Source organism: Campylobacter ornithocola (assembly GCF_013201605.1).
GTDB classification, from domain to species: domain Bacteria; phylum Campylobacterota; class Campylobacteria; order Campylobacterales; family Campylobacteraceae; genus Campylobacter_D; species Campylobacter_D ornithocola.
The window spans coordinates 1,186,101-1,198,434 of the sequence record NZ_CP053848.1 but is presented as its reverse complement, the minus strand read 5'-3'; the positions used below and the strand labels follow the sequence as shown (position 1 = coordinate 1,198,434).

Genomic DNA, 12,334 nt, shown 5'->3' with positions numbered 1-12,334 from the left:
TGTAATGAAAAACATTATGATATTAAGCGGAGCGGGTTTGTCTGCTCCAAGTGGTATAAAAACTTTTAGAGCTAGTGGTGGGCTTTGGGAAGAACATGATGTGATGGAAGTTTGCTCTGCAACTGGCTTTAGAAAAAATCCTAAAAAAGTTTTGGAATTTTATAATAAAAGAAGAAAAGAATTAGCTAGTGTCAAGCCAAATCATGCACATGAAATCATCGCTTTATTAAAACAAAAATTTCCAAAACAAATAAGTATTTTAACTCAAAATGTAGATGATTTGTTAGAACGAGCAGGATGTGAAGAAGTGGTACATTTACATGGCTTTTTGCCTGAACTTAGGTGTTTAGAGTGTGAAAATATTTTTAACATAGGCTATGAAAGTAGTGATGATAAAATTTGTCCTAAATGCCAAAGTAAGAGTGTAAGACATAATATCGTAATGTTTGAAGAAATGGCACCAAATTATAAAATTTTATATGAGAAATTACAAAATTGTGATTTATTTGTATGTATAGGTACAAGTGGGCAGGTTTTGCCCGTGGGAGAGTATGCAAGAGTATGCAAGCAAAGTATATTAAACAATCTTGATGAGGATAAATATCTAGAAAGTAATTTTACTAAAGTTTATATAGAAGATGTTTGCACAGCCATTGATAAAATCAAAACTGATATAGAAAAATTTTTGGAAATAAAATGCTAGAAGTAATTTTAAATGGAATTATACTAGGCATGGGTGTTGCTGTGCCTTTTGGACCTGTGAATATTTTGATCTTAAATACTGCTTTGTCTTCTTTTAAAAATGCTTTTTGTGTGGGGCTTGGTGCATTAAGTGCTGATGTGCTTTTTTTGGTTTTGATTAATCTTGGACTTTTAAGTTTTGCAAATAATGAATTTTTTTATAAAATACTAGCTGTTTTTGGCTTTTTCTTTTTAAGTTTTATGGTGTTTTTAATGTTAAGAAAAACAAGAAAAGTTAACCTTAACAAGGTGAACAAAACTCACCCTTTAAAAGGCTTTAGCAAAGGATTTTTATTAAACGTTACAAATCCTTATGTCATAGGCTTTTGGGTGAGTGTAGCAGGGCTTAGTATGCAGAGCGAAAATTCTTTTGCTTTGCTTTTTGGTTTGGTGGGTTTTATTGTGTTTTGGATTTTTACTTTATCGTTTTTTGTGTCTAAATTTAAAGCCCTTGTAAAAAATAAACATATATTTTACATTAATCTTTTTTCAGCATTTATTTTAGAGTATTTTGCTCTTTCTATGCTGTATAAAGCTTTTATAGGATAAAAACATGCAAGTAGTTGAGATTTTTAAAGAATTAAGTAAATTTAAATCTATTACTCCAGATGATGATGGGGCATTAAATTATATCGCAGTGGAGTTAAGTGATTTTGAAGCTTTTTTTATAGAAAAAGAAGGTGTGAAAAATCTTTTGCTGACTAAAAAATTTAGCGATGATGGTGAGCATTTGGCTTTTGGCGGGCATGTGGATGTAGTGCCTGCGGGAGAGGGTTGGAGTAGTGATCCTTTTGAGCCTTTAGAAAAAGATGGGTTTATTTATGTAAGAGGTGCGCAAGATATGAAAAGTGGTGTCGCTGCTTTTATGTGTGCGGTTAAAGAAGTAGAAAATTTCAAAGGAAGAATTTCGCTGATTTTAACAAGCGATGAAGAAGGCGAGGCTAAATTTGGCACGCTTGAAGTGCTTAAATTTATGCAAGAAAAAGATATGCTACCTGATTTTGCTGTGGTTGCTGAGCCAACTTGTGATAAAAAATTTGGAGATAGTATTAAAATAGGGCGTCGTGGTTCTATCAATGCAAAATTACTTATCAAAGGTAAGCAAGGTCATGTGGCTTACCCACAAAAATGCATTAATCCTGTGCATAATTTTGCTTCAGCTTTAAAATTTTTAGCAGGATTTGATCTTGACCCAGGCGATGAGGTATTTGCGCCTTCTAAAATCGTCATTACTGATATACGCGGCGGTATGGAAGTGTGCAATGTAACCCCAAATGATTTAAAGTTAATGTTTAATGTAAGAAATTCCCCACAAACTAGCTTAGAAGATGTTAAAGTTTATGTAGAAAAAATTTGCGAAGGGCTTGATTATGAGTTGAGCATAGATCAAAGCTCAAAGCCTTTTTTAACACAAAGCGATTCTAAAATTGTACAAAAACTAAATGAAAGTGTGCAAAAAATCACTCAAGTGGTACCAGAACTTAACACCAAAGGTGGTACAAGTGATGCAAGATATTTTGCTGAGTTTGGTGTGAAGGTAGTAGAATTTGGCGTGTGCAATGATAGAATTCATGCAATTGATGAGAGAGTGAGTATAGAAGAGCTTGAAAAATTATATTTAGTTTTTAAAGATTTACTAGAGAATTTTAACCAGGAAAAAGTATGATTATCAATGGACAAAAGCTTGAGTTAAAAGAGCTTAGATTTATGGATTATGTTAAAGAAAAGCAATTAAAAATAGAATTTATCGCCTTAGAATTAAATGGAGAAATTATCCCAAGGGATAAATTTGAAAATTTAATTTTAAAGGAAAATGATAAAGTAGAAATCGTTACTTTTGTGGGCGGTGGTTAATGAGAATTAAATTTAATGGTAGTTTAATAGATACGTCTTCAAAAAATACTTTGGAATTTTTTCAAAGTGTGAGTAAAAATGAAAACGATGTATGGATAGTCAATGGTTTTGCTACAAAGGAAAATTTAGACTTAAAAGAAAATGATGAGCTTTTTTGTATAGAAAAAAATACCTTACCACCATACGAAGCTCTTGATGCGATGATGAGAGCAAGACATACTCCAAAACTTCATGATAAACTTAAAAAGGCAAGTGTGGCAGTGTGCGGGCTTGGTGGGCTTGGTTCGCACATAGCTATAAATTTAGCAAGAAGTGGGGTTGGTAGGCTTCATTTGATTGATTTTGATGTGGTTGAGCCAAGCAATCTTAACCGCCAAGCTTATATGGTGGAAGATTTAGGTAAATTTAAGGCTGAAGCTTTAAAAGATCAAATTGCTAAAATTAATCCTTTTATAGAAGTATTTGCACAAGTTTTAAAGGTAGAAAAAGAAAATATAGCCGAGCTTTTTACAAATGATGATGTAGTTTGCGAAGCCTTTGATAGTGCAAAGTATAAAGCTCTTTTAGCACAAAATTTTCATCAATTTTATCCAGAAAAAGCTTTAATATGTGCTTCTGGCTTAGCAGGATATGGCGATAGTAATAGCATACAAACAAAAAAAATAGCAAAAAACTTTTATGTTTGTGGTGATTTAAAAAATGAGGCAAAAGTAGGCAATGGACTTATGGCCCCACGTGTAAATATTTGCGCAGGACATCAAGCAAATTTAGTTTTAGAGCTTTTAGCGAGTGAGTAATGAAAAAATTAAAAATAGGAAAATATGAATTTAATTCTAGGTTTATTTTAGGTTCTGGAAAATTTTCTTTTGAGCTTATAAAATCAGCCATTGAAGAAGCAAAAGTTGAGATTATCACCTTAGCTTTGCGTAGGGTAAATGATAAAGGCATAGAAAATATACTTGATTTTATCCCAAAGCATATCAAGCTTTTACCAAATACTTCAGGTGCAAGAAATGCGAATGAAGCATTGCGTATAGCAAGACTTGCAAGAGAACTTGGTTGTGGAGACATGATTAAGGTTGAAGTGATTAGCGATAGTAAGTATTTATTGCCAGATAATTATGAAAGTATAAAAGCAGTGGAACTTTTAGCAAATGAGGGTTTTACGCCTTTGGTTTATATGTATCCTGATTTATATGCAGCACGTGCTATGGCTAGTGCGGGAGCTGCTGCTATAATGCCACTTGGAGCCCCTATAGGAAGCAATAAAGGCTTAAAAACTAAAGAATTTATACAAATTTTACTTAATGAAATTAGTTTGCCTATTATCGTAGATGCAGGTATAGGAAATCCCGCACAAGCTTGTGAAGCTATGCAAATGGGAGTAAGTGCGGTGATGGCAAATACTGCCATAGCTCAAGCTAAAGATGTGGCAAAAATGGCAAAGGCTTTTACTTTGGCTATAGAGGCAGGATACAATGCGTATTTAGCAGGCATAGCAAATGAAAGCATGCCAAGTGCAAGCTCGCCTTTGAGTGGTTTTTTAAGAGATTAAAATGCAAAAATATCCTCATATGTAAAGTATTGAAAGTGAAATTTTAATTAAAGTTTTAAAAGAAGTTGAAAAATTTGATGAAAGTAAATTTAGTGCTTTTGATGTAAAACAAGCTTTAGTTAAAGACTATCTTAGCTTAGATGATTTAAAAGCTTTACTTTCAAGTGTTGCGCAAGATTTTATAGAAGATTTAGTGCAAAAATCAAGCAAGATTACCCAAAAATATTTTGGAAATTCCATTTCACTTTTTACACCTTTATATCTTTCTAATTTTTGCAATAGTAAATGTATTTATTGTGGATTTCAAAAAGGAAATAATATTAAAAGAGCTAAGTTAAATGAGGCTGAAATTCACAAAGAAATACAAGAGATTAAAAAAAGTGGCTTGGAAGAAATTTTACTCTTAACAGGTGAAGGTAGGGAATATGCTAGTATAGAATATCTTGCTAAAGCTTGCGAGATAGCAAAAGAGTATTTTAAGGTCGTGGGGATTGAAGTTTATCCTATGAATGTAGATGAATATGCACTACTTCATGAAAAGGGTTGTGAATATGTAAGTGTTTATCAAGAAACTTATAATCAAAAAATCTATTCTAAAATTCATATTGAAGGTGAAAAAAGTGTGTTTGAGTATCGTTTTCATGCACAAGAGCGAGCGTTAAAAGCAGGTATGAGAGGAGTTGCTTTTGGAGCTTTGCTTGGTATAGATGATTTTAGAAAAGATGCTTTTGCTACGGCTTTACATGCGTATTTTTTACAGCAAAAATATCCTCATGCTGAAATAGCTTTGTCTATTCCTAGATTAAGACCTATTATCAATAATAAAAAAATTCATCCAAAAGATGTAAACGAAACAAGACTTTTGCAAGTTTTGTGTGCTTATAGATTGTTTTTGCCTTTTGCAAGTATTACTATTTCTACGCGTGAAAGAGCAGGATTTAGAGATGGGGTTGTTAAGCTTGGAGCTACTAAAATGAGTGCAGGTGCGAGCGTGGGAGTGGGTGAGCGTCAAGGTGATAAAAAAGGTGATGATCAATTTCAAACCAGCGATACACGAAGCGTCGATGAAATTTTAACTATGCTAAAAAATGCAAATTTACAAGCTATAATGAGTGATAATATTTATGTGGGATAAAAAAATCATTGCTATTAGCGATAGTCAAAACACTCAAGGAGATTTTTTAAATTTTATTAAAGAGCTAAGTCAAAGTAGTATTGATATTTTAGTGCTTAGAGAAAAACATTTAGATGAGTTAGAATATACTAAATTAGCCAAAGAAGTATTAAAAATTTTTAATAAAACTCAAAAGATTTGCTTTTTGCATTATCATTATGAAGCTTGTTTAAAATTAAATCATCAATTTTTTCATGCTCCTTTATTTGTTTTACAAAATTACCCACAATGCTATAAGAAATTTGAGCTTTTGGGTACTTCCATTCATTCTAAAGAAGAATTAGAATTAGCTTATAAGTTAAAAGCAAATCATGCTTTTTTTGGACATATATTTGAAAGTTCTTGTAAAGTTGATTTAGCTCCAAAAGGTATAAAAAATTTAAAAGTCTTATTAGAAGTTTCAAAAATACCCATTTATGCTATAGGTGGGATAAATATCCAAACTATAAATCAGCTAAAAGATTTAAATTTAGCAGGTGTGTGTATAAGAGAAGCTTTGTATAAAAGCGAAGGTGTAGGAGATTATATTTTAAAATGTAAAGATCTTTTAGTCCAAAAGGACTAAAAGACTATAGCCAGAAGAAATATGCAATTACTGCAAGGCTAATTGAGCAGAATATGTTTAGTATAACTCCCACTCTTACCATTTCTTGTTGTTTGATATGACCGGTACCAAAAACTATAGCATTTGGCGGTGTAGCAACTGGTAGCATGAAAGCACAAGAAGCACCGATGGCAATGATTAAAGCAAGTCCTAAAGCAGGAACACCTAAGGTATCTGCTATAGAGATAAACAAAGGTACAAGTAAAGCTGCTGAAGCAGTATTTGAAGTAAATTCGGTTAAAAATACTATGAAAAATGCTACGATTAAACCTATAATAAACAAATGTCCATCTTCTATAAATGAAATAATAGTATCAGCCATTACTTTACTAGCACCTGAATCTTTTAATACTACACTTAAAGTAATACCCCCGCCAAAGAGCATTAACACACCCCAATCAGTGTTTTTTTGTATATTTTTCCAATCAATTACTTTAAAAACACATACTAAAACAGCAGCAAGCAAAGCAATGATTGCATCAAGGTTTGCTATTTTATGCCCAAAAATACTTGTGATGATAGGACTTATATTGCCACTAAAAATCCAAGATAATGCAACTACTAAAAAGATCACTAAAGTGATGATTCTAGGTCTTGTAAGTTCTATATTTTCAGTGTGTAAATCAACTTGTAAGTTAAATTTAGGTTTAAACATAAAATACAAAATTAAAATCATTGCAGGTAAGAAAATTAAAACAATGGGAATGCCATATTTTAACCACTGTGCAAAACTAATGTGTAATTGAGTAGCAACTATAGCATTTGGTGGAGTTCCTACTATAGTACCTATGCCACCTATACTTGCACTAAAAGCTATACCTAAAAGAATAAAAACATAGGTATTTCTATCTTTTTCTGGATCAAGTGAAGCTAGCATACCTATAGCAAGTGGAAGCATCATGGCTGCTGTTGCAGTATTACTCATCCACATAGATAAAAAAGCAGTGGTAATGAAAATATACAAGCTTGATAAGCCTAGATGCCCTTTTGCTAAGGTTAAAATTTTATGTGCAATAAGTTTGTCTAGTTTTTGATGATGCATAGCTGCAGCTAAGGCAAAACCGCCAAAAAATAAAAAGATATTTGAATCAGCAAAGCCAGTTAAAGCTTTAGCGGTAGGCAATAATCCTAAAATTGCCGCTAAAACAGGCACTAAAATAGCTGTAATAGTAACATGCAAGGCCTCACTAAGCCATAAAATGGCAATAAAAATTAATAGTGATAAACCTTGGTTTACCTTAGTTTCGCCAAAAGGGGAGAAATAAAGTAAAGCGATAAATAACACTAAATCAGCGATGACTATAAGTGTTTTTGTATTTGAACTCATTTAACAACTCCTTTTAAATATTGTAGTTTTGTAACATATTCTAAATGAATTTTAATTTAAATGTCAATTTTTATATAATTTTTTCTAGATAAAATTCTTCTTGTGTGAAAAAAAGTAAGTTTTAGTAAAATTTATTTGTTTTTGGTATAATTTTTGCTGTTTAAAACCATAAAAATTAAAGTAATTCTGAGGAAAAAAGATGTTAAAAAAAATACTCGTGTTTATTTTAGCTTTATTTTTTAGTGCTTGCGCTGTAAATTCTAAAAATCAAAATATAGCTAAGGTTAATGAAATTATAAAAATTCAAGCTCAATGTTATAATCCTTCTAGTTCTAAAGCTTATGAAGCAAAAATTAAAGGTCTTTTATATATTAGTGATGTAGGACTTAAGTATTGTGATAATAAAAGAACAATTGATAAAAGCATTTCTTTGAAAAAAGTTTATATTCATAGAGTATATGATTTAAATGAAAATTTAAAATATGCTTCTTCTAATGGATATAATTACTATATTAATGAAAATTTTAACTACTATTTTTATGTATTTTTAAAACAAGAATTGGAAAGTAGAGGTATAGTTGTGGTTGAAGATACACAAGATTCTCCTTATGTTTTAAGAGTAGATTTAAGTTTTAATGATTTTTATTCTAAATTTGATTCTAATTCCTTGTTCTCAATTGTTGCAAGTCAATTGACTTTGAAAGATATTAATACTAATAAAACTATTAATATTAAAACCAAACAAGAAGTTAAAGGTTTTTATAATATCAAAGATCTACCTTTTTTCACTCAGCTTCTTATTAAGCAAGTAGCTAATAAATCTGCAGATATCATTAGTTCTTTGTGAGATGTTTTAACTGCTTTGGATTTTCCTTTGCGAGCTTTTGTCCAGCTTGCAAGGAAGAGCTCTTAGAATATTCTTTAGGTATAAGAGGACTTGATGAAAATTTTAAAGTTTATTATTTTTATCAATATGAACAAATTAAACATTTGATTTATTTTAAACATAAATTTCAAGGTTATTTTGTTTTAAATGCACTTGCAAAATTAAGTTTTGCTAGGTTTAAAGATTTCTTTCAACCCTCTTGCGAAATTAATGCTATAGCTTTAGATGATAAAACATATAAAAATTATTCACACACTGCTATTTTAACTAAACATTTAAGAAGCAAATTTATAAAGCCCATGTATCATACCTTACAAGCTAATTCAGAATTTAAATATAGTGGAAAAAGTTTGAAATTTCGAAAAGATAATAAAAGATCTTATAAGCTTTTAAAGCAACCAAAATATCCTGTGATTTTAGTAGATGATGTAGTAACTACAGGTTTGAGTTTATTAGAGGCGAAAAAAATTTTAGAAAAAAATAATATCGAAGTACTTTTTGCTTTAGTTTTAGCTAATGCAAAATTTGATACAATATAGGCATTAATTTTAAGGATTTTTATGGAAAATATTTTTACTAAAGATTCAGATATTGAAAATATAGATATAGAAAGTTCTATAAAAAGTAGCTATTTAGATTATTCTATGAGTGTTATTATAGGTCGTGCTTTGCCTGATGCTAGAGATGGTCTTAAGCCAGTTCATAGAAGAATTTTATATGCTATGAATGATTTAGGTGTTGGAAGTCGCAGTGCGTATAAAAAGTCAGCACGTATAGTAGGGGATGTAATCGGTAAATATCACCCACATGGCGATACGGCTGTTTATGATGCTTTAGTAAGAATGGCACAAGATTTTTCTATGCGTTATCCGAGTGTAGATGGACAAGGAAATTTTGGATCTATTGATGGTGATAGCGCCGCTGCAATGCGTTATACTGAAGCTAGAATGACAGTTTTAGCTGAAGAACTTTTGCGTGATATAGATAAAGATACCGTTGATTTTGTGCCAAATTATGATGATTCTATGAGTGAGCCTGATGTATTGCCTGCTAGAGTTCCAAATTTATTGCTTAATGGATCAAGCGGTATTGCAGTAGGTATGGCCACTAATATCCCTCCGCATAGCTTAAATGAACTCATTGATGGCTTGCTTTATTTAATTGATAATAAAAATGCAAGTTTAGAAGAAATAATGCAATTTATCAAAGGACCTGATTTTCCAACCGGTGGTATTATCTTTGGTAAAAAAGGCATTATAGAAGCTTATCGTACAGGTCGTGGTAGGGTAAAAGTAAGAGCAAAAACTCATATTGAAAAAAGAGCTAATAAAGATATCATTATTATAGATGAACTTCCTTACCAAACCAATAAAGCAAGATTGATAGAGCAAATTGCTGAACTTGCAAAAGAAAAGCAAATCGAAGGTATTGCTGAAGTTAGAGATGAAAGCGATAGAGAAGGAATTCGCGTGGTGATTGAGTTAAAACGCGATGCCATGAGCGAGATTGTTTTAAATAATCTTTTTAAATCTACCACTATGGAAAGTACTTTTGGTGTGATTATGCTCGCTATACATAACAAAGAGCCAAAAGTTTTTTCTTTGATCGAGCTTTTGAATTTATTCTTAAATCATAGAAAAACTGTAATTATTAGAAGAACTATTTATGAGTTGCAAAAAGCTAGAGCTAGAGCACATATTTTAGAAGGTTTAAAAATTGCTTTAGATAATATTGATGAAGTAATAGCTTTAATCAAAAACTCTCCAGATAATCCAACAGCTAAAAATTTATTAATGCAAAATTTTGGCTTAAGTGAGCTTCAGTCTAATGCTATTTTAGATATGAAGCTAGGTCGTTTAACAGGACTTGAAAGAGAAAAAATCGACAACGAGTTAAGAGAGTTATTGGCAGAAATTCAAAGACTTGATCAAATTTTAAAAAGTGAAAATTTACTTGAAAATCTAATTAAAGATGAGTTAAAAGAAATTAGAACAAAATTTGATGTTCCAAGGATCACTCAAATTGAAGATGATTATGATGATATTGATATAGAAGATTTAATACCAAATGAAAATATGGTGGTTACTATTACTCATCGTGGTTATATTAAGCGTGTTCCAAGTAAGCAGTATGAAAAACAAAAACGTGGTGGTAAGGGCAAGGTTGCAGTTACGACTTATGATGATGATTTTATAGAAAGCTTCTTTACGGCAAATACACACGATACTTTGATGTTTGTTACTGATCGTGGGCAACTTTACTGGCTAAAGGTTTATAAAATTCCTGAAGGAAGTAGAACTGCTAAAGGTAAAGCTGTGGTTAATCTTATTAATTTACAAGCAGATGAAAAAATCATGGCAATTATTCCAACAACTGATTTTGATGAAAGTAAATCATTATGTTTCTTTACTAAAAATGGTATTGTAAAACGTACCAATTTAAGTGAATATCAAAATATTAGAAGCGTTGGAGTGAAAGCGATTAATTTAGATGAAAATGATGAGCTTGTTACTGCGATTATTGTAGCAAGAGATGAAAATGAAATTGCAAATGTAAATATAGATGAAAGCTTAGAAGTAGAAGAAAATTTAGAAAGTGAAGCAAATGAAAACGGTGAAGAGTTAGAAAACACCACTAGTGGTAAAATGCTTTTTGCGGTTACTAAAAAAGGTATGTGTATTAAATTCCCACTTGCCAAAGTTAGAGAAATTGGTCGCATAAGTAGAGGGGTGACTGCGATTAAATTTAAAGAGAAAGATGATGAGGTCGTGGGTGCTGTTGTGATAGAAAATGACGCACAAGAAATTTTAAGTGTAAGTGCTAAAGGTATAGGTAAGCGTACTGATGCTGGAGAATATAGACTTCAAAGTAGAGGTGGCAAGGGTGTGATATGTATGAAGCTTACCGCTAAAACAAAAGACTTAATTGGTATAGTTATAGTAGATGAAAGTATGGATTTAATGGCATTAACAAGCAGTGGTAAGATGATACGTGTTGATATGCAAAGTATCAGAAAAGCAGGTAGGAATACAAGTGGTGTTATTGTTGTTAATGTAGAAAATGATGAAGTTGTAAGTATTGCTAAGTGTCCTAAAGAGGAAGATGAGGAATTGGATACTGAAACTAATATGGATTTAAATTTAGAATAGTAAAATTATTGGAATACTTTTTGCTATTTCTTTGGTAATTTTAAATAAATTGAAGGTGTAAAAAAATGAAAAAAGTTGTTTTTATGTTTTGTTTGGCTTTGGGTTTTAGTGCTTGTGCACTAGATCAAAGAGGTGTGAATCCAAATCAAGTTCAAGCTACTCAGGCAAATTCTGATGTTGTGGTTCAAAAAGTAGACAAAGATGATGTACGTAGTATCATTAGAGAAGAAAAGATGCTTGCAAATGATACAAGTACAGATAATGATTTGACTTTTACGGCAGTAGGTGAGGGTATTGCTCCTTTAAATACAGTTTCGGTTGGTCAAGCTTTGGCTTTAGCTAAAAGAGCAGCTATTACTGATGCTTATAGGCAATTAGCAAGTAAGTTATATGGTGTAAGAGTTAATGGTAAAGATACGGTAAAAGATGCAATGCTTAAAAGTTCAACTATCACAGCACAAGTAAATGGTTTAATTAAAAATGCAAGTGTTGTAGATCAAGACTTTAAAGATGGTCTTTATAGGGTAAATGTAGAACTTAAAATCGATGCTGACAAGTGGAAAGAATTGTTTGCTTATTAATCTTTATAATTTTTAATGTTACTGCTCAAGATGAATTTATATTTTGGGCAGAACTCTCTAATAAAAATTTCATTCTTTATCATCAAAATGAAACTATTTCTATAGCTATGACTAAAAGCAAAAATAAAAAATTAGAATATGCTTGCGAATTAGTTTACACGCCAAGTGATTTGAAAACTTTAATACGTAATGATTTTGATGTGGTAGCTGAAGAAAAAATGACAAAGCTAGATAAATTTAACTTTTTAAATGCTCACAAAAATGATTTGATTGATTGTTTTTTTAATTCAAAAATAGATGTAAAAGATTTTGTAAAAAGCGAACAAGCAAGTGCGCAGAGTGAAACTTTTGTGAGAATATTACCTTTAAGATTTATAATAGAATTTCACGACAATAGTGCTTTTATTTATTATCTTAGATAAATACAAAGCTTGATTTTATAAAAATCAAGCTAAAATACTTA

14 protein-coding genes are annotated in these 12,334 nt (G+C 31.1%); 13 read left to right on the top strand and 1 reads right to left on the bottom strand.

Annotated features, from left to right (window positions below; translation table 11 throughout):
* Positions 1-4 precede the first annotated feature (4 nt).
* The 8 genes from CORN_RS06210 to CORN_RS06175 are packed head-to-tail and all read left to right on the top strand — an operon-like array spanning position 5 to position 5,889.
* Positions 5-703 carry an SIR2 family NAD-dependent protein deacylase gene (locus tag CORN_RS06210; protein ID WP_066006789.1) on the top strand — a complete coding sequence of 233 codons (699 nt, stop codon included), beginning with the start codon at positions 5-7 and terminating at the stop codon, positions 701-703.
* Complete coding sequence (locus tag CORN_RS06205; protein WP_066006792.1) at positions 697-1,290, top strand: LysE family transporter; 594 nt, start codon at positions 697-699, stop codon at positions 1,288-1,290. The genes CORN_RS06210 and CORN_RS06205 overlap by 7 nt, the downstream gene beginning before the upstream one ends.
* Before the next feature lie 4 nt (positions 1,291-1,294).
* The gene (gene dapE, locus CORN_RS06200) at positions 1,295-2,407 is read left to right on the top strand and encodes a succinyl-diaminopimelate desuccinylase (RefSeq protein ID WP_066006793.1); all 1,113 of its coding nucleotides are present in this window, start codon (positions 1,295-1,297) and stop codon (positions 2,405-2,407) included.
* The gene (thiS, locus tag CORN_RS06195; RefSeq protein ID WP_066006795.1) at positions 2,404-2,595 is read left to right on the top strand and encodes a sulfur carrier protein ThiS; all 192 of its coding nucleotides are present in this window, start codon (positions 2,404-2,406) and stop codon (positions 2,593-2,595) included. Before dapE ends, thiS begins: the two co-directional genes overlap by 4 nt.
* A complete protein-coding gene (thiF, locus tag CORN_RS06190; RefSeq protein ID WP_066006797.1) occupies positions 2,595-3,392 on the top strand; it encodes a thiamine biosynthesis protein ThiF in 798 nt (265 codons plus the stop codon). Before thiS ends, thiF begins: the two co-directional genes overlap by 1 nt.
* Positions 3,392-4,150, top strand: a complete 759-nt coding sequence (locus CORN_RS06185) for a thiazole synthase (RefSeq protein ID WP_066006798.1) — start codon at positions 3,392-3,394, stop codon at positions 4,148-4,150. The genes thiF and CORN_RS06185 overlap by 1 nt, the downstream gene beginning before the upstream one ends.
* A 28-nt stretch (positions 4,151-4,178) precedes the next feature.
* Complete coding sequence (gene thiH / locus CORN_RS06180; RefSeq protein ID WP_245162270.1) at positions 4,179-5,285, top strand: 2-iminoacetate synthase ThiH; 1,107 nt, start codon at positions 4,179-4,181, stop codon at positions 5,283-5,285.
* Positions 5,275-5,889 carry a thiamine phosphate synthase gene (locus CORN_RS06175; RefSeq protein WP_066006834.1) on the top strand — a complete coding sequence of 205 codons (615 nt, stop codon included), beginning with the start codon at positions 5,275-5,277 and terminating at the stop codon, positions 5,887-5,889. Before thiH ends, CORN_RS06175 begins: the two co-directional genes overlap by 11 nt.
* 4 nt (positions 5,890-5,893) lie before the next feature.
* On the opposite strand, the gene CORN_RS06170 is transcribed toward CORN_RS06175, so the two are convergent.
* Positions 5,894-7,255, bottom strand: coding sequence for a DASS family sodium-coupled anion symporter (locus CORN_RS06170; RefSeq protein ID WP_066006799.1), 1,362 nt, complete (start codon positions 7,253-7,255; stop codon positions 5,894-5,896).
* A gap of 199 nt (positions 7,256-7,454) precedes the next feature.
* On the opposite strand from CORN_RS06170, the gene mapA reads away from it, so the two are divergent.
* From mapA to CORN_RS06145, 5 genes are all read left to right on the top strand, one after another.
* Positions 7,455-8,102 carry an outer membrane lipoprotein MapA gene (mapA, locus tag CORN_RS06165; RefSeq protein WP_066006800.1) on the top strand — a complete coding sequence of 216 codons (648 nt, stop codon included), beginning with the start codon at positions 7,455-7,457 and terminating at the stop codon, positions 8,100-8,102.
* Positions 8,099-8,680: a ComF family protein gene (locus CORN_RS06160; RefSeq protein WP_066006801.1), complete on the top strand. Its 582-nt coding sequence runs from the start codon at positions 8,099-8,101 to the stop codon at positions 8,678-8,680. The genes mapA and CORN_RS06160 overlap by 4 nt, the downstream gene beginning before the upstream one ends.
* A gap of 21 nt (positions 8,681-8,701) precedes the next feature.
* Positions 8,702-11,290, top strand: coding sequence for a DNA gyrase subunit A (gyrA, locus tag CORN_RS06155; protein ID WP_066006803.1), 2,589 nt, complete (start codon positions 8,702-8,704; stop codon positions 11,288-11,290).
* Positions 11,291-11,355: 65 nt separating this feature from the next.
* Positions 11,356-11,871, top strand: a complete 516-nt coding sequence (locus CORN_RS06150; RefSeq protein ID WP_066006805.1) for an LPP20 family lipoprotein — start codon at positions 11,356-11,358, stop codon at positions 11,869-11,871.
* Positions 11,847-12,293, top strand: a complete 447-nt coding sequence (locus CORN_RS06145; RefSeq protein WP_066006807.1) for a hypothetical protein — start codon at positions 11,847-11,849, stop codon at positions 12,291-12,293. The genes CORN_RS06150 and CORN_RS06145 overlap by 25 nt, the downstream gene beginning before the upstream one ends.
* The last annotated feature ends 41 nt before the right edge of the window (positions 12,294-12,334 follow it).